Source organism: Terriglobia bacterium (assembly GCA_035712365.1).
Taxonomy (GTDB): domain Bacteria; phylum Acidobacteriota; class Terriglobia; order UBA7540; family UBA7540; genus SCRD01.
The window spans coordinates 14,492-35,903 of the sequence record DASTAW010000040.1 but is presented as its reverse complement, the minus strand read 5'-3'; the positions used below and the strand labels follow the sequence as shown (position 1 = coordinate 35,903).

General features: G+C 58.5%; 21 protein-coding genes. 14 read left to right on the top strand and 7 right to left on the bottom strand.

The window, feature by feature from the left end:
- Nucleotides 1-35 precede the first annotated feature (35 nt).
- Genes VFQ24_12365 through lpdA form a run of 4 tightly spaced genes read right to left on the bottom strand, consistent with a single transcriptional unit; the run spans nt 36 to nt 4,269 of the window.
- The gene (locus VFQ24_12365; GenBank protein ID HET9179143.1) at nt 36-1,010 is read right to left on the bottom strand and encodes an alpha-ketoacid dehydrogenase subunit beta; all 975 of its coding nucleotides are present in this window, start codon (nt 1,008-1,010) and stop codon (nt 36-38) included.
- A gap of 12 nt (nt 1,011-1,022) precedes the next feature.
- Complete coding sequence (locus tag VFQ24_12360) at nt 1,023-2,060, bottom strand: thiamine pyrophosphate-dependent dehydrogenase E1 component subunit alpha (GenBank protein ID HET9179142.1); 1,038 nt, start codon at nt 2,058-2,060, stop codon at nt 1,023-1,025.
- A 32-nt stretch (nt 2,061-2,092) separates the two neighbouring features.
- Entirely contained in the window at nt 2,093-2,830 is a 738-nt protein-coding gene (lipB, locus tag VFQ24_12355) for a lipoyl(octanoyl) transferase LipB (protein ID HET9179141.1), read from the bottom strand.
- A 29-nt stretch (nt 2,831-2,859) separates the two neighbouring features.
- Nucleotides 2,860-4,269, bottom strand: a complete 1,410-nt coding sequence (gene lpdA, locus VFQ24_12350) for a dihydrolipoyl dehydrogenase (protein ID HET9179140.1) — start codon at nt 4,267-4,269, stop codon at nt 2,860-2,862.
- A gap of 386 nt (nt 4,270-4,655) precedes the next feature.
- Between lpdA and VFQ24_12345 the strand changes: the two genes are divergently transcribed.
- The 12 genes from VFQ24_12345 to VFQ24_12290 all read left to right on the top strand — a co-directional run bounded on the left by VFQ24_12345 (nt 4,656) and on the right by VFQ24_12290 (nt 15,646).
- The gene (locus VFQ24_12345) at nt 4,656-6,035 is read left to right on the top strand and encodes an FAD-binding protein (protein ID HET9179139.1); all 1,380 of its coding nucleotides are present in this window, start codon (nt 4,656-4,658) and stop codon (nt 6,033-6,035) included.
- Between the two features lie 107 nt (nt 6,036-6,142).
- On the top strand, nt 6,143-6,619 hold the full coding sequence (locus VFQ24_12340; protein ID HET9179138.1) for an ATP synthase F0 subunit B: 477 nt from the start codon (nt 6,143-6,145) through the stop codon (nt 6,617-6,619).
- Nucleotides 6,616-7,218 (top strand): ATP synthase F0 subunit B, encoded by a 603-nt coding sequence (locus VFQ24_12335; protein HET9179137.1) that lies wholly within the window; start codon nt 6,616-6,618, stop codon nt 7,216-7,218. Before VFQ24_12340 ends, VFQ24_12335 begins: the two co-directional genes overlap by 4 nt.
- Before the next feature lie 63 nt (nt 7,219-7,281).
- Entirely contained in the window at nt 7,282-7,821 is a 540-nt protein-coding gene (gene atpH, locus VFQ24_12330; GenBank protein ID HET9179136.1) for an ATP synthase F1 subunit delta, read from the top strand.
- A gap of 25 nt (nt 7,822-7,846) precedes the next feature.
- Nucleotides 7,847-9,379: a F0F1 ATP synthase subunit alpha gene (atpA, locus tag VFQ24_12325; protein ID HET9179135.1), complete on the top strand. Its 1,533-nt coding sequence runs from the start codon at nt 7,847-7,849 to the stop codon at nt 9,377-9,379.
- Between the two features lie 18 nt (nt 9,380-9,397).
- Complete coding sequence (gene atpG / locus VFQ24_12320; GenBank protein ID HET9179134.1) at nt 9,398-10,258, top strand: ATP synthase F1 subunit gamma; 861 nt, start codon at nt 9,398-9,400, stop codon at nt 10,256-10,258.
- A gap of 69 nt (nt 10,259-10,327) precedes the next feature.
- Nucleotides 10,328-11,770, top strand: coding sequence for a F0F1 ATP synthase subunit beta (gene atpD, locus VFQ24_12315; GenBank protein ID HET9179133.1), 1,443 nt, complete (start codon nt 10,328-10,330; stop codon nt 11,768-11,770).
- A 45-nt stretch (nt 11,771-11,815) separates the two neighbouring features.
- Complete coding sequence (locus VFQ24_12310) at nt 11,816-12,241, top strand: F0F1 ATP synthase subunit epsilon (protein HET9179132.1); 426 nt, start codon at nt 11,816-11,818, stop codon at nt 12,239-12,241.
- Between the two features lie 133 nt (nt 12,242-12,374).
- Nucleotides 12,375-12,629, top strand: coding sequence for a glutaredoxin family protein (locus VFQ24_12305; protein HET9179131.1), 255 nt, complete (start codon nt 12,375-12,377; stop codon nt 12,627-12,629).
- 178 nt (nt 12,630-12,807) lie between these two features.
- The gene (locus tag VFQ24_12300) at nt 12,808-13,443 is read left to right on the top strand and encodes a sigma-70 family RNA polymerase sigma factor (protein ID HET9179130.1); all 636 of its coding nucleotides are present in this window, start codon (nt 12,808-12,810) and stop codon (nt 13,441-13,443) included.
- Nucleotides 13,440-14,087 carry a zf-HC2 domain-containing protein gene (locus VFQ24_12295; protein ID HET9179129.1) on the top strand — a complete coding sequence of 216 codons (648 nt, stop codon included), beginning with the start codon at nt 13,440-13,442 and terminating at the stop codon, nt 14,085-14,087. The genes VFQ24_12300 and VFQ24_12295 overlap by 4 nt, the downstream gene beginning before the upstream one ends.
- Before the next feature lie 128 nt (nt 14,088-14,215).
- A complete protein-coding gene (locus VFQ24_12290) occupies nt 14,216-15,646 on the top strand; it encodes a hypothetical protein (GenBank protein HET9179128.1) in 1,431 nt (476 codons plus the stop codon).
- An 82-nt stretch (nt 15,647-15,728) separates the two neighbouring features.
- On the opposite strand, the gene folP is transcribed toward VFQ24_12290, so the two are convergent.
- Nucleotides 15,729-16,676: a dihydropteroate synthase gene (gene folP / locus VFQ24_12285; GenBank protein ID HET9179127.1), complete on the bottom strand. Its 948-nt coding sequence runs from the start codon at nt 16,674-16,676 to the stop codon at nt 15,729-15,731.
- 396 nt (nt 16,677-17,072) lie between these two features.
- Here folP and VFQ24_12280 point away from each other — a divergent pair, with 396 nt between their 5' ends.
- Nucleotides 17,073-18,110: a medium chain dehydrogenase/reductase family protein gene (locus VFQ24_12280; GenBank protein ID HET9179126.1), complete on the top strand. Its 1,038-nt coding sequence runs from the start codon at nt 17,073-17,075 to the stop codon at nt 18,108-18,110.
- Between the two features lie 61 nt (nt 18,111-18,171).
- Here the strand turns inward: VFQ24_12280 and VFQ24_12275 are convergent, their stop codons facing one another.
- Both VFQ24_12275 and VFQ24_12270 read right to left on the bottom strand, forming a co-directional pair.
- Nucleotides 18,172-19,620, bottom strand: a complete 1,449-nt coding sequence (locus VFQ24_12275; GenBank protein ID HET9179125.1) for a sulfatase — start codon at nt 19,618-19,620, stop codon at nt 18,172-18,174.
- 126 nt (nt 19,621-19,746) lie between these two features.
- Nucleotides 19,747-20,718: a DUF1080 domain-containing protein gene (locus tag VFQ24_12270; GenBank protein ID HET9179124.1), complete on the bottom strand. Its 972-nt coding sequence runs from the start codon at nt 20,716-20,718 to the stop codon at nt 19,747-19,749.
- Between the two features lie 154 nt (nt 20,719-20,872).
- Between VFQ24_12270 and VFQ24_12265 the strand changes: the two genes are divergently transcribed.
- Nucleotides 20,873-21,253, top strand: a complete 381-nt coding sequence (locus VFQ24_12265) for a hypothetical protein (GenBank protein ID HET9179123.1) — start codon at nt 20,873-20,875, stop codon at nt 21,251-21,253.
- Nucleotides 21,254-21,412: the final 159 nt, after the last annotated feature.

The window sequence follows — 21,412 nt, the reverse complement described above, 5'->3', positions numbered from 1 at the left end:
CGGCAAAATTACGTTTACGCAGCTGCTCGATCGCTTTAATAGGCTGCAAGCTGCCGCGCTGCATCTGCGATCTTCTGGACGTTGGGCAGGAAAAACTCTTCGAGCGGCGGCGAAAACGGAACTGGCGTATCCGGCGCTGTAACCCGCACGATCGGGCCATCCAGATCCTCGAAGGCCTTCTCAGCGATCACCGCTGCAAGCTCTCCTGCGAGACCGCCAATCCGCGTGTCTTCATGCAGCAAAATCACCTTGCTGCATTTGCGCACACTGGACAGCACGCACTGCTCATCGTACGGCAACAGCGTTCGGAGGTCAACGACCTCAAGCGAGATACCTTCCTTGGCAAGCGATTCCGCCGCCTCCAGCGCCGTCCATACCATGGCTCCGTAAGTGATGAGCGCAATGTCGCTGCCTTCTCTGCGAACGGCCGCCTTACCCAGGGGCACCACGAAATCCTGCGCGGGCACATCCTCCTTGGTCCGCCGGTAAAGATACTTGTGTTCGTAAAAGATGACAGGATTATTGTCGCGGATGGATGCCTTGATCAGACCTTTGGCGTCGTATGCTGTGGAGGGAGCCACTACTTTCAGTCCCGGTACGTGTACGAACCACATTTCATTTGACTGAGAGTGGAATGGGCCACCGTGTACGCCGGCACCCGCAGGTCCTCGAATCACCATCGGCACGGCCGCTCCCCACCGGTAGTGGATCTTGGCCGCCATGTTCACAATCTGGTCAAACCCGCAGGAGATGAAATCCATAAACTGCATCTCCGCCACAGGACGCATCCCCATCAGGGCCGCGCCAATGGCAGCGCCTACGATGGCCGATTCAGAGATGGGCGTGTCGACGACGCGGTCCTCGCCGAACTGTTCCAGCATTCCAGCCGTCACCTTGAACGCCCCGCCGTAGACCCCAATATCCTCACCCAGCAGGAATACTGAGGGATCGCGCTCCATCTCTTCCCAGATGCCCTGTCGAATTGCTTCAAGATAAGTCAACTGCGCCATGGATTTGTGTATTTATTCAACAGGCGTGTTTTTCCACCAGCAACCGTCATCGCAGTAGACGCCTTCCAGTGTGTCTGCGCCTTCCGGGAAGGGACTGGCTTCAGCGAAGGCGACAGCATCATCGACCTGCTTTTTTACGTCTGCATCCACATCGTCGACCTGTTTTTTGTTCAGGACTTTTTTTGCCAACAGAAGTTTTTCCAGTCGCAGAATGGGGTCCTTTTTCTTCCATTTTGCGAACAGCTCCCGGGGCACGTATTCCGCTGCGTCATGGGCGGAATGGCCCGTCATCCTGAACGTCTTGCATTCAATAAAGCTGGGGCCGTCCCCCGAGCGAGCTCGCCGGAGGGCTTTCTCGACCGTGGAATAAACCGCCAGCACATCGTTGCCGTCCACTTTGACGCCCGGCATGCCGTAAGCTGCTCCGCGCACGGCAAGGTCCTTAACGGCATACTGTTTTTCGGTCGGAGTCGAATACGCATAGGAATTGTTGTTGCAGATGAAGATGATGGGAAGCTTCATGACGGCGGCCATATTCATGGCCTCGTGGACATCGCCCCGGCTGCTGGTTCCTTCGCCGAAGTGGACGAGCGCCACATTCCCCCTTTTGCGCCACTTCAAAACCATGCCCACACCGCAAGCCACCGGGCAAGTATCACCGAGGTGCGAGATGATGGGAATAACTCCTCGGCTCATGTCACCGATGTGGAGAGTATTGTCCCGTCCGTGGCAAGGGCCGTTGCTTCGCGCCATCCAGTTGCAGAAAATTTCCCGGAGTGAAAAACCACGGATGAGAAACGAAGAGAAATCCCGGTGGCTGGGCAACACAACGTCGCCGTCGAAGAGCTGGATGGCCGAGCCGACGCCAATCGCTTCCTGGCCCCGGCCGACGTAGACGCCACCGACAATTTTCCCCTGGCGGTAAAGCACCTGTTCAATTCGCGCCTCGGCCTCGCGAGTGAGCTTCAAATAGTAGAGCATTCGCTCCAGCGTTTGCGCGCCAGGGACGGGGGCCTTTGTGTGGCTCTTGGTGGATGGGGCTTGGGCCATATCGCGCCAATGGGACTAACAATAGATTGGCCTTACGGATGAACCGGACTTGCTGGCCGTGCGGTTATGGACGTCTGCTCGGGCCTCCGGATCTCAAATCTGAAAACCTCGCCAAATTGCCGGATGACATTTTCAATCACAACATCCATGGAAACGGGTCCGCCCAGGAGTTTCTGGAGCGAGGTCACTCCCTTGCCTTCGAGGCCGCAGGGCACAATCCAGTCGAAAAACCGCAGGTCCGTGTTGACATTGAAAGCAAAACCGTGGGACGTAACCCAGCGCGACACGTGAACACCCATTGCGACCAGCTTTTCATTCCCAATCCAAACTCCACGGGCGCCGTCAATCCGTCTGGCCTTTATTCCAAATTCTCCGGCCACGCGAATAAAGACTTCTTCGAGCGAATGCATGTACCAGGCAAGGTCCCGCCTGTGGCGGGTGAGGTCAAGGATGGGGTAGCCGACAAGCTGGCCAGGTCCGTGGAAAGTGACATCGCCTCCCCGGTCGGTTTCAAATATCCCGGCGCCCAGATGGCGCAAGCGCTCTGTAGAAAAGAGAATGTTTTTGCGGTCGGTGTTACGCCCCAGCGTGTAAACGGGAGGATGTTGCAGCAGAAGGAGCGTGTCGGCAATATCGCCCGCCTTTCGTGCACTAACTCGCTGCTGCTGGAGGAGTAGGCCGTCCTCGTAATCGACGACTCCCGGTAATTCGACCTGGCAGAGCATGTTGCGCGTTGAGCATCGCCTCGCCGGCTGAGCAACGGTGCGCATGTGCCTTCCGGCGAGATGACGGTCCCCAACTAAATGTGGATTGCCATCCCGTGCACCGCATGGGCGGCTTCAGGAACTGCTTCCGTGAGCGTCGGATGGGGATGGATGGTGCGCTCCAGATCCTCGACCGTCCCTTCCAGGCGCATCACGACCACAGCCTCGGCGATCATTTCGGTGACGCGAGGCCCGATCATATGCACACCCAGGATTTCGCCGTAACGCTCGTCGCTGACGATTTTGATAAAGCCTTCCAGCATGCCTAGAATAGTGGCCTTGCTGTTTCCCACAAAGGGAAACTTTCCCACCTTTACGTTGTAGCCGGCATCGCGGGCCTGGCGTTCAGTGAGTCCCGTGCTGGCGATTTCCGGCTCGCAATATGTGCAATTCGGAATCTGATGATAGTTGATGGGCTCGACGGGTTTTCCCGCGGCATGGGTCACAGCTACAATTCCTTCCATCGACCCCACGTGGGCCAACAGGGGACTTCCGGCGACAATATCTCCAATCGCATAAACCCCGGGCTCATCCGTTCGCATGTAGGGATCGACCTTAACGAACCCGCGCTCCAGCCTGATGCGCGTCTTTTCGATGCCAATCCCCTGGGTGTTTGGCGAACGGCCCACGGCCACCAGGCACGTCTCTGCCTCAAGCTTTTGGGCTTTGCCCTGGGCGTCGGTAAAATCAATCGCAACGCCTTGCGCTGTTTTTGAAACTTTCTCCACCTTCGCCTGGGTGTGAACCACAATGCCCTGTTTCTTGAAAGATTTCTCAAGGGTTGCCGAGACCTCTTCGTCTTCGAGAGGAACAATGCGCGGCAGCATCTCGATGATGGTAACGTCGGTTCCAAACCGCTTGAAGATGGATCCAAATTCGACTCCCACCGCACCCGAACCGATGATGACCATCGACTTGGGGAGCTTCTTCAGGCTCAAAATTTCCTTGTTGGTCAGGATTGTTTTGGCGTCCGGTTCAAGGCCGGGAAGCATTTTGGCCTCGGAACCCGTAGCCAGGATAATATTCTTCGCCCGGATCTCGCGGGCCTTCTTGTTTGCATCCGTTACGGTGACGCGGCCCGGCCCTGATAATTGCGCGAAGCCCTGCACCATTTCAACCTTGTTTTTCTTCAGCAGGAATTCCACGCCCTTGGCCAGCTTCGTGACCACCTTGTTCTGGCGCGCCTGGACGGCTGCCCAGTCGACAGAGAATTCCTTGCATTCAATGCCGAATTCCTGCGCGTGTTTGAAGTAATCATAAACCTCAGCGTTAAGCAGCAGGTCCTTGGTGGGGATGCACCCGACGTGCAGGCATGTTCCGCCGAATTTATTGTCTCTTTCGATCAGGACCGTTTTCAAGCCCAATTGACCGGACCGAATGCCGGCCACATATCCGCCCGGTCCGCTTCCAATCACTGCAACATCGTAATTCGGCGCTTCTGCCAAATTCGCACCTCCCCAAGGTCTTTATCTTTCAGTCCCACTTCACAAAAATTACAAGGGAAAATCTTACATGATGCTGGACAGGCAGACAAGTTTACGCTCCGCTTCATCTCCCTCTCTTGTCCACTTGAAAATCGGAAATCATGACAGGATTTTACCGTCCAAGATTTACTTTACCATAGCGTGGCGTGGGTCCGGGCCACGCCGAAACGATCGCGGCGCATGGTCTAAGGAGGATTTATTTGCCGCAATGAATCGGCCGGGCATGCAGGCTTGTTCGGGGCCGGCGCCGCGGGATTGTGGCTTCTGTGCACACTGTGATAGGTTCAAGAATCAGGCTGTACTGTCAAGGCATAAAAATCTTTGAAATTACTTCAGGAGGCTGAGTGATGAACTGGACCGCCGAACTTTCCCGCGAGGTCAGCGGACAGGTGCTCCTCGATGACGCGTCGCGCGAAGCCGTATCCACCGATTTCGGGCGCATCATTGTGCGGAAACCAGCCGCGGTGATCCGGCCGGCCTCAAGCCAGGATGTTGCCAACGTCATTAAGTTTGCGGCCAGCAATGGGCTTTCGGTTTCCACGCGCGGCGGCGGCCATTCGCAAACCGGGCAATCGCTTTCCGAGCAAATCGTATTGGACATGTCCTCGCTGAACGAAATTGCGGAGGTCAATCCCGAGAAGGGAACCGTCAACTGCCAGACAGGGCTAAAGTGGCGTGACCTGGTGTATCATCTCGCTCCCCAGCAGTTGTCGCCTCCCGTGCTGACCAACAATCTGGACGTGACCATCGGCGGGACGCTATCCACCGGAGGTTTGGGCGTTGCATCCTGGCGGCACGGAACCCAGGCCGATAATTGCCTCGAGCTTGAAGTGGTTACGGGAGAGGGAGAAATCGTTCGTTGTTCCGCCCAGCAAAACCAGGACCTTTTCGACGCCGTTCGGGCGGGGATGGGCCAGTTTGGCGTCATGACAAGCGCCACCCTTAAGGTCCGTCCGAGCCTGCCACGCTTCCGCTCATATTACCTGCTTTATGACGACATGGCAGTCCTGTTGAAGGACCTGGAAGGCTTGATGACCGACGAAAGGTTCGACTTCCTGGAATCCTGGTGTACACCCTGTCCGCAGGGGTTCAAGCAGGTGGGAGGGACGCGCCAGGCTTTCGCCGAGTGGTTCTTTCCGCTGCATGCCACGATTGAGATTGGCGACGGTTCCAGCGATTCAACCGACGAAAAGCTGGCCGGCCTCAAGTTTTACAAGCACGTCCATACCGAAGAGGGAAACCTGGTGGATTTTTACGCGCGGCTCGACGCCCTGTTCGCCATCTGGAGGCGGGCCGGTTTCTGGGAGTATGCCCATCCCTGGATGGAATGCGTTCTTACCTGGCAGACCACCCCGCTTTATATTGGCCAGGTCCTCCAGAACCTGCCGCCGCAAGCGGTTGCCGGCGGCCACATCTTGCTGTGGCCGGGCCGCGGGAATTCTTCATCAGTTCCTCTGTTCATGCACCCGTCGAGCGAGTACGTGATGGGGTTTGGCATTCTTCCTGCGGTCCCTCCACGCTTTGTTGAGGAAGTACTTCCGCGCCTGAACATGGCTAGCCAGGCGGCCAGCATGATGGGTGGGAAGCGGTACCTTTCAGGGTGGATCGCCTTCGATGCTGCTCAATGGAAGGCACACTACGGTGACAAGTGGACTGACGTGCTGCACATGAAGAAGAAATTTGATCCGCAAGGGGTGTTAAATCCCGGTTTTGTCCGGTACGAATAAGCCGATATTTTGGTGTCTGCTTTTCTTGACACGCGCGAGAGCGGCATGCTAAATTTCTAGTCTTTTGTGTTCACAAATATTCCAATCCGTAGCACTGACTGACATTTATGGGTGAAATCGCGAGCCAGCTTGGACAGCTTCTTGTCCAGTCGATTCCGACGATAATCTTCATCCTTTTTCTCGTGGCGTTTCTCAACCGCCTGTTCTTTAAGCCCCTTTCCCGGACGTTGGATGCGCGTTCGAAAGCTACCAGCGGGGCCCTTGCCGAGGCCCGGGAGCAGGCTGACAGAGCGGATGGAAGATTTGCTGAGTACGAGAAAGCGGTTCTGGAGGCCCGCCAGAAGATTTATCAGCACAGGGAAGGGGTCCGCCGGGACGCATTGAAGCAGAGTGATAGCCGCATCCATGATGCGCGAGCTCGCGCGGACTCAATGGTGAACGACGCTCAAGCCAGCCTGGAAAAAGAGGCGGCGCTGGCCAAGGTCGAGTTGCAGACTGCCGTGGATTCGCTGGCCGCCGAGGTGACTGATGCGCTGTTTGCTCCCCGGCTGTCGCGGAGCGGGCCGGGAGGCGCCCAGGCATGATCCGCATATTGCGTGGAAGCCTTCTTGCCGTGCTTCTCCTTTGCGCATTCCACATCTTTCGGGCGCCCTTGCTGGCCGCCGCTCCTCCAGCCGAACAGGCGGAAGAGGGCGCGACGAGTCATGAACTGCTCTTTGAAGCCATCAACTTTGTTCTGCTTGCCGGCTTTCTGGTCTATCTGTACCGAAAAAGGGGCAGAAGGTTTTTCGGCGAGCGTTCAGATACCATTCGCAGAAGCCTTGAAGAAGGCCGCCAGGCCCTTGAACGATCGCAGGCCAGGCTTGCTGAAGCAGAGAAGAAACTGGCTGGGCTGCAGGTTGAAGTACGGGCGCTAAAGGACCAGGCGGAGGCTGAGATTGCGGGTGAGCAGGAAAGGATGCGGCAGGCCGCGGACGAGGAGGCACACAGAATTGAAGAGTTTGCCAGGACCAGGATCCTTGCCGCAACCAATTCGGCCAAACTGGAACTGAAAGACTACGCCGTGAAGCAGGCGCTAGAACAGGCGCGCGGCAAGATCCAGCAGCGAATGGATGAAGAAAGCCGCAAGAAACTGCTCGATCTTTTCCTTACTGATTTGGGCTCAAAGGCGAAAAGTAATTAGGCGGCGGAGCGGCCTCAAGGTGCGAGCTTCTCCGAGCGGTCCGAAACGGAAGGGTACACAATCATGTCCATGGCGGTTGCCAGCCGGTATGCGCGAGCGTTAGCCGACGCCCTGGGCCCGCGGGGCGACTTTGGGGCGATGCAGAACGAGTTGGAGGATTTTGCCGGCGTCTGGCGGGAGAGCGAGGAACTGCGGGAGGCCCTGGCCAGCCCCACGATTCCGGTTGATCAGAAGCTAAGCGTCCTGGATACTCTGATCCAAAAGCTTGGTCTTTCGGTAACGGCGGGAAACTTCCTGCGGGTCCTGCTGGTCAACTACCGGATGCCACTGCTGGAAGAGGTTTTGAAGGCTTTCCGGAAGGTTGCGAATGACCGGCTCGGAATTGTAGAGGTGCAGGTTTTGTATGCCCAGGACCTGACGCCTGAGGAGAAGGAGGCGCTTCGGGAGAAATTTGCCGAGTTGACCGGCAAGAGCGTGGAAATGAAGTTCCGGCGCGAGGAGAAACTGCTGGGCGGCATTCAGGCCCGCGTCGGCAGCAAGATTTATGACGGTTCCGTCCAGGGTTACCTCGAGCGTCTTGGCGAGCAGTTGATGTCCGCTTAATTCAGGCAAGCAAAAGCATAAAAACATGGCAAAAATTAGACCAAACGAAATTACAGACATTATCCGCGAACAGATCGAAAATTTTGACCGCACGGTGAGCGTTAGTGAAGTGGGCACCGTGATGTCCGTAGGCGACGGCGTGGCGCGCATCCACGGGCTTGAAAACGTCATGGCCACCGAACTGCTTGAACTTCCTCACGGCGTTTCGGGCCTTGCCCTGAACCTGGAAGAAGATCAGGTTAGCGCAGTGTTGCTGGGGGATTACACCAAAATCGAAGAAGGCGATGTTGTGAAGCGGACCAAGCGCATCATGTCGGTGCCCGTGGGCGAGGCGCTCATAGGCCGCGTTGTCAACGCTCTCGGGCAGCCCACCGACGGCAAAGGCCCAGTTGCCACGACGGAATTCAATCCTCTGGAGACACTCGCGCCGGGCGTGGTTGACCGCCAGCCAGTCCGGGAGCCTCTGCAGACGGGTTTAAAGGGCATCGATACGATGATCCCCATCGGCCGCGGGCAGCGCGAATTGATCATCGGCGACCGGCAGACCGGCAAGACGGCTGTTGCGATCGATACGATACTCAATCAGCGCGGCGGGGACGTTATCTGCATCTACGTTGCGATCGGGCAGAAACGCTCGACGATTGCCCAGGTGATGAAGACCCTTGAGCAGTACGACGCCATGAAATACTCGATTGTGGTTGAGGCAAGTTCCACCGACCCGGCGCCCATGCAATACCTTGCCCCGTACTCCGGCTGCGCCATCGGCGAATATTTCCGCGACCGAGGCCGTCACGCGCTGCTGATCTACGACGACCTTTCCAAGCACGCCGTGGCCTATCGTGAAATTTCGCTGTTGCTGCGCCGTCCTCCAGGCCGCGAGGCCTATCCCGGCGACGTTTTTTACCTCCATTCGCGGCTTCTCGAGCGGGCCGCCAAATTGAACCAGAAGCTGGGTGGCGGCTCTCTCACCGCCTTGCCGATTATTGAAACGCAGGCGGGCGACATTTCGGCTTACATTCCGACCAACGTCATCTCGATCACGGACGGCCAGATCTATCTTGAAACGGACCTGTTCAACAGCGGCATTCGTCCCGCCATCAACGTGGGACTATCGGTCTCCCGCGTGGGCGGCAATGCGCAGATCAAGGCCATGAAGCAGGTGGCCGGAACGTTGAGGCTTGACCTCGCGCAATACCGGGCTTTGGCGGCTTTTGCGCAGTTCGCCAGTGATCTCGATCGGGCGTCCCAGGCGCAACTCCGCCGCGGCCAGCGTCTGACCGAGGTCCTCAAACAGGATCAGTACCAGCCTTTAGCGGTCGAGAAGCAGATCCTCATTGTACTTGCCGGCACGCTGGGTTTTCTTGATGACCTGGAAGTGGAAGAATGCCGGGCCTTTGAAGCCGGACTCTACCAGTTCATGGATTCTTCCGCCCCGCAAATTGGAAGGAAGATTCTCGAAAAGAAACAGATCGACGATTCCCTGCGTGCGGAAATCAAGGGCATGCTGGACGAGTACAAGCAGAAGTTCAAGGCAGAGCTCCAAGCCGCAAAAGTGTAATTGTGAGGCAAAAGGCAATTGGCAACCCTACGAGACATCCGCCGCCGCATCGGCTCGGTTCGAAACACAAAGCAGATTACGCGGGCCATGAAGGTTGTGGCGGCATCGAGGCTGCGCCGGTCGCAAGAGCGCATCTTTAACGCACGCCCATACGCCCGGCAGATGACGGCAATGCTGGAAAGCGTGGCCGCCCGGCTGGACGAACGGCGGCACCCTCTGCTGGCGCGCAGACCTGAGCGGAAGGTCCTCCTGGTTGTTGTAACGGCTGACCGCGGATTGTGCGGCGCCTTTAACGCCAACGTCATTCGCGCCTCCCAGATTCACGCCCACGAACTCGGGCCGGATAAGGTGTCGCTGGTGGCCGTTGGGCGCAAGGGTCGTGACCATTTCCGCAAACGGCCGGTCACTATCGTGGCGGAGTATGTCAACATTTTCCGGCAGCTCGAGTTCTCTCACGCCAAAGAGCTTGCGGACAAGATCATCGAGCTTTACACCAGCGAGCAGGTTGACGCGGTTGACCTTGTCTACAACGAATTCAAATCCACCATGGTCCAGAACGTAAAGGTTGAACGCTTTCTTCCCATCGAACCGCTCGTTGCGACTCAGGGTGAATATTACGCGGACTACATCTATGAGCAGCCGCCGGCCGAAATCTTGAATGCGCTCCTGCCGCGCTATGTTGAGGTCCAGGTGTTCAGGGCCTTGCTGGAATCCCAGGCGGCCGAGAATGCGGCGCGAATGACGGCGATGGATGCCGCCACCAACAATGCGGACGATCTGATCGAATCGCTCCGGCTGAAACTGAACCGCTTGCGCCAGGCCGGTATTACCAAGGAGATCATTGAGGTCGTGAGCGGGGCGCAGGCGTTGGAGTATTAAGACACGGGCGCAACCTGTCGAACGGTGAATTGAGTTCTGGAAGGACCGGCAGGCGCCAAAGGGAGAATCATGTCGCAGGAAAATAAAGGGAAAGTTGTGGAAGTCATCGGGCCGGTCGTAGTAGCCGCTTTTGAAGAGGCCGAACTTCCTCCCATTTACAACGCCCTTCGAGTTGTGTCGGATGGTTTTGATGTTCCCCAGCCCATTAACGTCGTGATCGAAGTTGAACAGCATCTGGGTGAGGGCAGGGTAAAATGCGTGGCCATGGCCCCTACGGACGGCATGGTGAGGGGGATGACAGTCCGCGATACCGGACATCCGATTATGACCCCCGTGGGCAAAGCCACGCTGGGACGCGTGATGAATGTCATCGGAGAGCCGGTGGACAACCTGGGGCCAATCAACGCCGAGACGACTTTCCCGATCCATCGCCACGCTCCGGCGCTGGAGGACCAGAACACTGAGTTCGAAATGTTCGAGACGGGTCTCAAGGTCGTGGACCTGCTGGAGCCCTACTTGAAAGGCGGTAAGACCGGCCTTTTCGGCGGCGCCGGCGTGGGCAAGACCGTCATCATCATGGAGCTGATCAACAATGTGGCCATGAAGCACGGAGGAGTTTCCGTCTTCGCCGGTGTCGGAGAGCGTACGCGCGAGGGCAACGACCTTTTGTTGGAGATGACGGAGTCGGGCGTCATCCATCCTGGTGATCCTTCGAGGTCGAAGGCGGCGCTGATCTATGGCCAGATGACTGAGCCTCCCGGCGCGCGGCTCCGCGTCGGATTGACCGGCCTGACGGTGGCGGAATATTTCCGCGATGTCGCCGGCCAGGACGTGCTGCTCTTTATCGACAACATCTTCCGCTTCACGCAAGCCGGCTCCGAGGTGTCCGCTCTGCTGGGCCGCATGCCCTCCGCGGTGGGTTACCAGCCGAACCTTTCCACCGAAATGGGCGAACTGCAGGAGCGTATCACGTCGACCAAGAAGGGCTCCATCACCTCCGTGCAGGCCATCTATGTTCCCGCAGACGATTTGACAGACCCCGCGCCGGCAACGGCCTTTTCGCATCTGGATTCGACCACCGTGCTTTCGCGACAACTGACTGAGATCGGCATTTACCCCGCCGTGGATCCGCTGGAGTCCACTTCGAGAATTCTTGATCCTCGCGTCCTGGGCCAGGAACATTACGATGTGGCGCGTTCTGTGAAGGTGATTCTTCAGAAATACAAAGACCTTCAGGACATCATTGCCATTCTGGGCATGGACGAACTTTCCGAAGAAGACAAGCTGACTGTCGCGCGCGCCCGCAAGATCCAGCGGTTCCTGTCGCAGCCTTTTTTTGTCGCGCAGCAGTTCACCGGACTCGAGGGCAGGTACGTCAAGCTGGAGGATACGATTCGCGGGTTTAAGGAAGTCGTTGAGGGTAAACACGACGACATCCCGGAGCAGGCCTTCTACATGGTCGGAACTCTCGAGGAGGCCCTCGAAAAAGCGGAGAGGCTTAAGGCGGAGTAAGAGCGAACCTCGCTCCTGAGGCCGGGTTCTCCGCGGCTACCTGTTATGGCAGATTTCCTTCCGATGCACATCCAGTTGCAGATTGTCACTCCGGACCGCCAGATTGCGGATGCCGAAGTGGAAGCAGTTTCGATTCCGGGAAAAGAGGGTTATCTCGGGGTCCTTCCGGGCCACGCTCCGCTCCTGACGGAACTTCGGAATGGGACGCTCGAGTACCAGCAGAACGGAAAAAAATACTACGTGGCCGTTCACTGGGGCTTTGCCGAGGTCCTGCCGGAGCGCGTGATCGTTCTGGCAGAGCTGGCGGAGCGCGCAGAGGATATTGATGTTCGGCGGGCTGAATCCAAGCGGCAGAGCGTCGAAGAGTATCTGAAGTCGCATACCGGGTCCGACCCTGAAATCGAGAGGGCCCGCGACGATCTGCGCCGGGCCATCTCCCGCCTCGAGACCGCCCACCACGCACGGGGCTGATCTCTTGCCACCTTTCCCTTTCGATTCATGCCGCTAAGCTGGCAGCCACTTTGCTTCAGCCTGCGAGGCGGATCGAGAGAGTCTGAATCAGCGGCGTGGCCGGCGTTGCCGCGCTTCCTTCGGCTGAAAGAATATGGCTCGAAAAATCCGGATGTACACAACCCGATGGTGTCCTGACTGCTGGCGTGCCAAGCAGTTTCTCAAGCGGCACGGCCTGGAATTCGAAGAGATTAATATCGAGGAAGTTCCCGATGCCGCCAAGTTCATCATGAGCGTCAACGGCGGCAGGCGGCAGGTACCTACTTTTGAAATGGAGGGGCGCATCTTTAACTGTTCCCCATTTGACCCTTCTTCGCTGAGGCGCGAACTCGAAATCGCCGTAGAGTGACGGCGCCCGCAAGCCCGGCCTGGTTACGGAATCTCTTTTGTGCAGGTCCGGGAGTCCTGACCCCACGCTGCCGCTTTGCCCCCCGATTCTGGTCATTGCCCGCGAAGGGGAACGCCGCTTGAAAGAAATTCGGGTTCGCCTTGCTCTGGCGGTTTGAAACTGCTATCTTGGGGTTGTAGTGGATACGATACGCTCCATTGGCGTAGCAATCGACCAGACGGCTCCCGTTATCAGTGACGAAGCCGCGCTCGTCGCGGAGTTGAAGGCGGGTTCTGAGGAGGCGTTTGCCTACCTCCTGGCTATTTATCAGAACCCTTTGTTTAACTTGATATCCCACATGGTGGCTGAGCAGGGTGAAGCCGCCGATGTTCTCCAGAACGTTCTCCTTAAAATTCTCCGGGGCATCCGGCAGTTCAACGGCAGAAGCAGCCTGAAAACCTGGATTTACCGCATTGCCGTGCACGAGGCGTCGAACCATCGCCGTAGCTGGCGCCGGCGCCTGCTCCACGAGCCTTTCTCCATGGACGACGACACCTTACATCTGAGCGTGAAGTCGCCGATATACAGGGGTGGGCGCGAGACGCCCTACAGCGTATACGAAAAGGCAGAGTGCCAGGCAGAGGTCAAACGCGCTCTGGCGGACCTCGCCGAACCTTACCGTGCGGTTGTGGTGCTGCGAGAAATTGAAGGGCTCAGCTACGATGAAATTGCGGAGGTACTTGGGGTTGCCGAAGGGACCGTCAAGTCCCGTTTACGACGGGGGCGGGAGACACTGAAGCGCAGACTTGCCGCCCGATTGAGCAGGTCCATATGATCTTCGAAACTTGCTCGGAAATTCGCGACCATTTTTCAGAGTACATTGACGGGGTGTGCGCGGCGGAAGCCATCCACTCGATCCGCTACCATCTTTCGCACTGTGTTCCCTGCACATCGGAACTGGAGCGGTACGAGGCCCTCCAGACGGAGTTGCAATGCTTGTCCCGTCAGCAGGTTTCGCCCGATCTGGCCCTGCGCCTGCGAGTAAAGGTGTCACAGGAATTGCACCGCAACGTTTTCCAGCGCGTTCGAGTGCACCTTGAGAATATTTTTCGGCCCGTTTTATTCCCTTCGGTGGCGGGATCCGTGCTGGCCCTGATTTGCATCGCTCTGATGCTCGGCTCGGAAGCGCCCCAGGCAAGCAGCGTGCCTGACATCCCCTTTGTAACGCCGCCTCGCGTTCAGGTGCTGCCGCCAGTCGACCTGGACGCGGGGGCGCAGCCGCTGGTCCTGGTGACGTATGTCAACGCCCAGGGCCGGGTTACAAATTACAAAATCATCTCCGGCCAGCAGACCCCCGGAGTGATTCAGCGGCTTGACCAGATGATGTATTACAGCCTTTTCCAACCTGCCACCTCCTTCGGCCAGCCTACCAGTGGCCAGGTGGTCCTCTCCTTTCGAACTATCACGGTGCGAGGTTAGGGCGCTTGCATCTGAGATGCTCGAGTCCCCTGCCAGATATTCTGGGCACGCCAAAAGTACAAAGGCAGGGAAAGCATTCTACCCGTGCCATCCGAATGGTAGCCCCTCTGGCAATCCTTTTGCTGCTCTTGCCAGTATCTTCCCGGGCCCAGCAGGGAAATGTCCTTATTGAATCGAGCGAACAGCTTTTCTGCACGCTTGCAGCGCTCAACGCCGCAGGTTACGGTGTGGGCACGGGAAACGCGGCAGGCAATTCCGTGCGGGCATACCTTGCCGGGAAACAGGTTCCCGTCATCGCGGACATCCGCACGTTTTATGAAGCCCACAAGGTTGTCGGCGATCCGGGAAGAAACCTGGGGCAATATATTTCCCTTGCCCTCCTGCTGGGACCTCCTCCGGATTTCAAACTGACTGTAGCTGCGGCTGATCTTCCGCCGGACGCCAAAAACGTAGCGGATCTGGTTCCGTTGCTCAAGCAGTTTTACAAGCAGGCGGAACTGGCTAATCTGTGGGCCCGGGCCAAGATCGATTTTGATTCTGCCGTCGAACGCTACAGCTCGCCGGTCCGCCGGAGGATCGAGCTGACCGACGCCTATCTCCGTTTTCCCTCGGGATCTTACCTCGGCCGGACCTACATCATCTATCTGGACATTCTTGGAGCGCCAAACCAGGTGCAGGCCCGCATCTATGGCTCGAACTATTACCTGGTGATCACGCCGTCCGAAAGGCTCAGGATCCACGATATCCGCCATCAATATCTTCACTTCCTCCTTGATCCGCTGGCGGTGAAGTACGGTCCCGAAATTCAGCACGCCTCGGCGCTCGAAGCGGTGGCAAGGAAAGCGCCGGCGCTGGGAAGTGATTTCAAGTCGGACTTTGCGCTGCTGGTGACCGAATGCCTCATTCGGGCCGTCGAGTTGCGGATGGACAAAATGCCTGCGCCGGATGCAAACAAGCAGATTGAACAATTGACCGCCTCGGGGCTTATCCTCGTGCCTTATTTTTATGACGCCCTGCAGCAGTTTGAAAAGCAGGACGCCTCGATGAGCAACTACTATCCGCAGATGGTCAAGGGCATCAATCCTGCCGAGGAAGGGATCCGGCTGGGCAAAGTGAAGTTTACGGAAGCTCCCAAACAGACCGCCGCGGCTGCCGCACGTACAGAGACCGAGCGGCTGCTGGATGAAGGCGACAACAACATTTATTCCGGCAACTACGAGGGCGCAAAAGCGGCCTTCGAACAGGTGCTCAGCAAGGACGCGAAGAGCGAGCGCGCCCTGTTTGGCATGGCCGTGGTGGCGAGCAACACTCGCAAGCCGGACCTGGCCCGGAAATACTTTGAAGATACCCTCGCCGCTGCCTCCGACCTTCGCATTGTGACCTGGTGCCACATTTACCTTGGGCGTCTGGACGATATCAGCGGCAGCCGCAACCAGGCCCTTGCCCAGTACCGCGCTGCATCTCTTACCGCCGGGCAGTATCCGGAAGCGATGCGCGCCGTTGAAACGGGCCTGCGCGAACCCTTCGGCATAGAACCGCCTCCATCGCCCGGACACTGACAACTTTTTTTTCGACTGCATATCGCACGCCCGTCACGCGCCGGCCCAACAGCGGCCAGCACGCACTCCTTGGCAGCAGTTATCAACTCCCTCGAATACCACGGCCGCCCGCCTCGGCCACCGCGTCCGCGATGCGGACTGCTGGAACGATCTCGCCCACATCGTGCACACGCACAATGTGCGCACCGTTAAGAATGGCGACGGCCACCGCCGCCGCATCCCCAAAGGGCAGGGAAGAGGCCACTTCGTCGGCGGCGAGGCCTGGAGCCCGCACCCTGCGGATTTTTGCAGCGCGATGCGGCACAAGCCCTTCGCCGTTGACGATGGCCCGAATGAACGACTTTCGCGAACTTCCCACCAGGATGGGCAGTTTGAAGCGCTGCAGGCGATCAAGATGGGCCATGATTTCAAAGTTCTGCGCCCGTGTTTTTCCGAAGCCCAGGCCGGGGTCGAGAATCAGTTGCCGGCGTCGAACCCCTTTCGCCAGCGCGCGTTCAATCGAGCGCGCCAGGCCCTCTTCAAGCGAGCGCCAGATGGACTTTGCAAACGGCCTCTGCTGCATCTCAAAGGGCCGTCCGCGAATGTGCATCAGGACCAGCGGCGCTCCGGTTGCGCGGGCCACCTCCGCAATGCGCGGATCAAAGCGCATGCCGCTGATGTCGTTCAGGACCGCGGCGCCTGCTTCGACGGCCTGCTCGGCCACCAGCGCCTTGGTGGTATCAATCGAAATCGGCACTGCGGGCAGCTTTCGGCGAATACCCCTGATCACTGGAAGCACGCGCGCGCATTCCTCTTCAGCGGAAACCGGGCGCGAGCCTGGGCGCGTTGATTCGCCGCCCACGTCAATCCAGTCGGCGCCCTGGCGCGCCATCTCCACTCCGCGACGAATGGCCGAAGCAGGGTCAAGATAGAGGCCGCCGTCGGAGAAAGAGTCCGGTGTAACGTTCAGCACGCCCATGATGAGCGTCCGCGCGCCCAGTTGAACCCTGCGGCCCATCACGCTGATTTCGAAATGCGGTCGCATCTTCATTCGCCCTGATGTTTGTTCCCGTGGCCTTGCTGCTGGGGCTGCCCGTTCGGGTTCGTGAGTCGGCCCGACGCACTAGAGTTGCCCAATGGCAGGTATGGTGTCAACACCGGAGGACGCTGCTCAACCTTGATGCGGTCTGGGGCTTGACCTGTATACCCACTTCAAAAATTGCGGACCTCGCCGTATACTGCCACTAAACGCCTATACTCATGCCGGTTTGAGCGTCAATTTAGCGTTCGAAATGGAGCAATCAGTTGAGTAAGAGCGAGAATCAGCCTTTTTAAATCAGGTTAATCAAGCTTTGCGCGCCGGTTTTCAGTGGTTGCGAGTGGTCTGGATTCTGGCAAACACCACTTATGTCGCGCAAGCTGGAGCGCCGGAGAGTGGGAGAATTCAATGAGGCACACTCGCATCATCGTCACCCGCTACGGCGGACCCGAGACACTTCAGGTGATTGAAGAAGAGCGGCCCGAGCCGAAGGCCGGTGAAGTGCGCGTGAGAGTGCTGGCCGCTGGCGTCTCTCTGCCCGATGTCATGGCGCGAGAAGGCGTTCATCCCGAAACGCCTCCAGTGCCTTTTACACCGGGATGGGACCTGGTTGGGGTGGTGGATCGCCTCGGTGCCGGTGTACGCGGAATCGAACCGGGCCAGACAGTTGCCGCAATGCCAATCCACGGCGCTTACGCGGAGTTCGTCTGCCTGGCGGAACGTGAACTGGTTCCCGTGCCAGCCGGATTGGATGCCGCCGAGGCTGTCAGCCTCATCCTGAACTACATCACGGCATACCAGATGCTGCATCGTTCCGCCGGCGTGAAGCCGGGCCAGCGAGCGCTCATCCACGGCGCGGCTGGCGGGGTGGGCACGGCGCTTTTGCAGCTTGGAGCCCTGCTCGGCCTCGAGATGTATGGTACCTGTTCATCGCGGGGAGCCGCAGCCGTTTCCGAACTGGGCGGCATTCCGATTGATTACCAGCATCAGGACTTCGTGAAAGAGATTCGCCGCCTCACGAACGACGGAGTGGACGCCGTGTTTGATCCCATCGGCGGCCCTCATCTGTGGCAATCCCGTAAGGCACTCCGCCCTGGCGGGAGGGTGGTGGGCTATGGCCTGATTACCTCGATACGAGGGGAGGGTTTGACGTCAGGCCATCCTGGTCGCCGTCAGCGTTTTCGTGGGACCGCGAAGTTCGGCTTGTACATTGCCGGCGGCTGGCTTCTTCCGGGCGGAAAACGGGTGGTCCCTTACAGTATCCAGACGCTCAAGCGGTTGAAACCCGAACTGTTTCGACATGATCTGACAACTCTACTTGACCTGCTTCAGCACCAGAAGGTCAAGCCGATCATCGCGCAACGATTTCCTCTTGCCGAGGCAAGGCAGGCACATGAGTTGCTCGGAAAAGGAGGCGTGATCGGCAAGCTGGTATTGCTGCCCTGAGTGGCGCGCGCTTTGAGCATTCGGGGCAAAAGCTGGAACGAAGCTTGGCGGTGGCTCCCTATCACGGCGCAGTGGTTGCAGGGTCGCCGGGGGAAACTTCATCGGGATCGTTGTATCGCGCTCCGTGGGGAGCCGGGACGGGGCCGCGCAGCAGGGGATCGTTGGTTGCCTGCATCCACGTATCCATCCGCTGGCGCATCTCGTCAAGCGTGGAGCGGTGGGCGGGATCGTTCGCCAGATTGCTCCGCTCGTTGGGATCGAAGACGAGGTCGTATAAAGCTTCCGGGGCTACTTCCTGTTTGGCCCATCCGTTTTTCAGCCAATAACTTTTGGTCAGGCCGTCATCGCAATTGGGCAGCACGGGATGGGTGCGGCCATCGTAATGGCGAATGTATTTCCATCGCTGGGTACGGACGGCGCGCTTGGGTTCGTAGCTGGCGTGATAGTTCACCTCAGAAAAAACGGCTTCATTGATTTCCTCTTTCTCGCCGCGAAGCACGGGCATAAAGGAACGCCCCTGAAGCCAGTCGGGCGGCTTGATCTCGAGCAGCTCGCAGAGCGTGGGATAGATGTCCAGTTGCGAGACGAGGGCGTCGCATACTTTGCCGCCGGTAAACCCTCCCGGACCTCGCATCACCAGATGCACGCCCATTCCGGCATCGTAGAGATTACATTTCATCATGGGCCAGGCGATTCCGTGGTCGGTGGTTGAAATCACCAGCGTGTTTTCCGCAAGACCCGCACTCTCTAGCGCAGCCAGCACTTCTCCCACGCCCCAGTCGAGCGTGCGGACGGTGGCGTGGAAGTCGGCCATGTCCTCGCGGCTGGCCGGAACGTCCGGAACGGGCGCGGGCGGCTGAAGATAGCGGCTGTCGTCGGCGGGCGCGGCCTTGTGATAGGGACGGTGAGTCTCAAAGAAGCCGACGGTCAGCCAAAAGGGCTGCCGGGGTTGGCTTTCGAGGAACCGAACCGCACGCGGGGTGACTTGCGCAACGCGGTTGCCGGGAACGACCTCGACGTGGTCGTAGCCAATTGTGCGGGGATCTCGGGCGATGTGCTGTAGGCCGATCAATGCGGAATAGTATCCGGCCTGGCTCCTCAAAGAGTGGACGATGTGATGCTGACGGCCTTCGGGCGTCATTGCGAAACCGCGGTGCGCCAGGCCCAGCATGCCGTTGCTGTGCGGGCACTCGCCCGTCAGCAGGCTGGCTCGGCTGGGCGAGCAGGTGGGGGCCGCATTAAACGCCTGCCGGAAAAGAATGCCTTCTTCTGCCAGGCGCTGGAGGTTGGGCGTGGGGACCGCGTGGCCATAAGGGCTGGTGAAGCGTCCGGTATCGTGCGAATGGATGTAAATGATGTTGGGATGTCGCGCCGTCGCGGGCAGGGAGCTTGAGCGTGCCGCGTTTGGGCCAAGGGCCGCTCCCATGGCGCCGGCGACCGAGGCCTTGAGAAAACCCCTCCGGCCCGAAACACCGTGCCGATTGACATTTGGCTTGTTCTCTTTCTCCATCGATGGACCTTCCTTTAAGTACGCGCCACGCGATGAGACACAGAGCGCTCGGAGCCGGGAATTATGCGGAGTCCGGACCATCCACACTTGCTTCTCCGGGCAACGGCTCCGCGACACCTCCATCAGCTACTTCGCGGGGGTAATCACGACATTGCGAAATGCCACCTGCCCTTGTTCGCCGCCCTGGAAATAGATCGGCCCTGGCGACCCTTCATCGCTGTCGAGCGCGCCGCCGGTAATGCCCGGAATCTCGCGGTGGTCAATTATGGTCTGGCCATCGTGGACCACGGTCAGCGTTCGTCCCACGAGGGTGATGTCATAGGTTTGCCATTTTCCCGGATTGGGCGGCACAGCCGGTTCCGGCGCCAGGAATCCGTAAACCGCGCCCATGCTGCGGTTGGGCGGAAGCTCTCCCGAATCCGCTGCGATCTGCACCTCGTAGCGGCCTCGCAGATACACGCCGCTGTTGGAATTGGGCCCGGGGTTAAACTCGACGTGCAATTTGAAATCCTCGAACTTGGAAGTCGAGATGATTTCAGAACTGTTCTTGTCCTTGATGAGCGTACCGTGTTCGATTTTCCAATCAGGCGTGCCCTTGGGATTGCTGAATCTCCAGCCATCGAAATTCTTGCCGTTGAATAATCGGATAGGTTTTCCCCATTCGGGAGCACCTTCGCGTTTGAGGGTGGGCGCTCTGCGCCCGGTCCACTGCCAGGCGGTCCCGTTCGGGTCCGTCGCCGTGCCCGAAAGCTGCCCGCCCGAGAGCTGCCCCTCGAGCTCAGTGCCGTTGCTGTAACCTATACCCTGGGGCGCCGTGAACTCGATCTTGTCACCGTCAAGCCGGATCTCGCCCGTGGGAGTCGCGTGGGCCCAGAATCCCACCATCAGACCCTTGGGCTGGCCTTGTTCCTCGGATATCTCGATCCAGGATGGACGCTGCTGTTTCGGCGTGGTTACGGTTAAATCCCAACGCCCCAGGAACGGCTTGATTGATTGGGCGCCTGAAGCCGGGGCTTCCGTCGAGTTGTTGGAACAGCCCCAGCCAACCAGCGATGCCGCCACCAGCAGAACCAGACACAACTTCCTTTGGCCTTTCATCTTCACCTCCGTCGCTCTTTGCTCCTCCGATTCATCCTGATCGATCAGGAGTCCTGCTCAGCAGGAGCGGTTATGCTGACCGCTTTGAGCAAAGTCCGTCCGCCGATTCTATCACCACAGAGCCGGATGTGCAGTCCCTGGGCGAGCTCGCGACATGGAACGGTCCCGTTCCGCCGCCCGTACCGACCGCGGGTGGCGTTGGACTCCGGCGATGCGGTCGGCCACGCTGGTGATGGCGGCGCACATCTACCGGCAGGGTCTGATGCGCACTTCTCCTTTGGAGGCCGCCATGGTTACCAACCAATTGCAGGCCGACTCCAAGCTGCCTCTGCTTTTAGCCGCAGATTTGGAACGCGGGCTGGCACCCCGGCTGAAGGACGTTCCCGATTTTCTCTGGCCCATGGCGTTTGGAGCTGTGGATGACCCGGCGGAGGCCGAACGCGTAGCGATGACCTCCGCTTTCGAGGTTCGCGATTCTTCCGATGATGACGACAACAGCCTCAGTAATCCTGAAGGTTGTCAGTTGTACATTTAGTTACGTTTTGAGTCCCGAAGAGCAACGACGTTTACTGGGTCGATTGACCGTGGGACATCCTTAGTCGCTGAAAAGAAATGATTTACTTTAACCAATTCAATCTTGTCTCGGACACTTCAGCAGCTTTTTATAGCCTGAAATCTAATTATGCCTTGTTCT

Coding starts and splice junctions, on each gene's coding strand:
- VFQ24_12295 (HET9179129.1), top strand. CDS start 13,440: ATGATCTTCGAAACTTGCTCGGAAATTCGCGACCATTTTTCAGAGTAC.
- VFQ24_12360 (HET9179142.1), bottom strand. CDS start 2,060: ATGGCCCAAGCCCCATCCACCAAGAGCCACACAAAGGCCCCCGTCCCT.
- VFQ24_12310 (HET9179132.1), top strand. CDS start 11,816: ATGGCAGATTTCCTTCCGATGCACATCCAGTTGCAGATTGTCACTCCG.
- VFQ24_12305 (HET9179131.1), top strand. CDS start 12,375: ATGGCTCGAAAAATCCGGATGTACACAACCCGATGGTGTCCTGACTGC.
- VFQ24_12345 (HET9179139.1), top strand. CDS start 4,656: ATGAACTGGACCGCCGAACTTTCCCGCGAGGTCAGCGGACAGGTGCTC.
- VFQ24_12275 (HET9179125.1), bottom strand. CDS start 19,620: ATGGAGAAAGAGAACAAGCCAAATGTCAATCGGCACGGTGTTTCGGGC.
- VFQ24_12265 (HET9179123.1), top strand. CDS start 20,873: ATGGAACGGTCCCGTTCCGCCGCCCGTACCGACCGCGGGTGGCGTTGG.
- atpD (HET9179133.1), top strand. CDS start 10,328: ATGTCGCAGGAAAATAAAGGGAAAGTTGTGGAAGTCATCGGGCCGGTC.
- atpH (HET9179136.1), top strand. CDS start 7,282: ATGTCCATGGCGGTTGCCAGCCGGTATGCGCGAGCGTTAGCCGACGCC.
- folP (HET9179127.1), bottom strand. CDS start 16,676: ATGAAGATGCGACCGCATTTCGAAATCAGCGTGATGGGCCGCAGGGTT.
- VFQ24_12280 (HET9179126.1), top strand. CDS start 17,073: ATGAGGCACACTCGCATCATCGTCACCCGCTACGGCGGACCCGAGACA.
- atpA (HET9179135.1), top strand. CDS start 7,847: ATGGCAAAAATTAGACCAAACGAAATTACAGACATTATCCGCGAACAG.
- lipB (HET9179141.1), bottom strand. CDS start 2,830: ATGCGCACCGTTGCTCAGCCGGCGAGGCGATGCTCAACGCGCAACATG.
- VFQ24_12365 (HET9179143.1), bottom strand. CDS start 1,010: ATGGCGCAGTTGACTTATCTTGAAGCAATTCGACAGGGCATCTGGGAA.
- VFQ24_12340 (HET9179138.1), top strand. CDS start 6,143: ATGGGTGAAATCGCGAGCCAGCTTGGACAGCTTCTTGTCCAGTCGATT.
- VFQ24_12270 (HET9179124.1), bottom strand. CDS start 20,718: ATGAAAGGCCAAAGGAAGTTGTGTCTGGTTCTGCTGGTGGCGGCATCG.
- VFQ24_12335 (HET9179137.1), top strand. CDS start 6,616: ATGATCCGCATATTGCGTGGAAGCCTTCTTGCCGTGCTTCTCCTTTGC.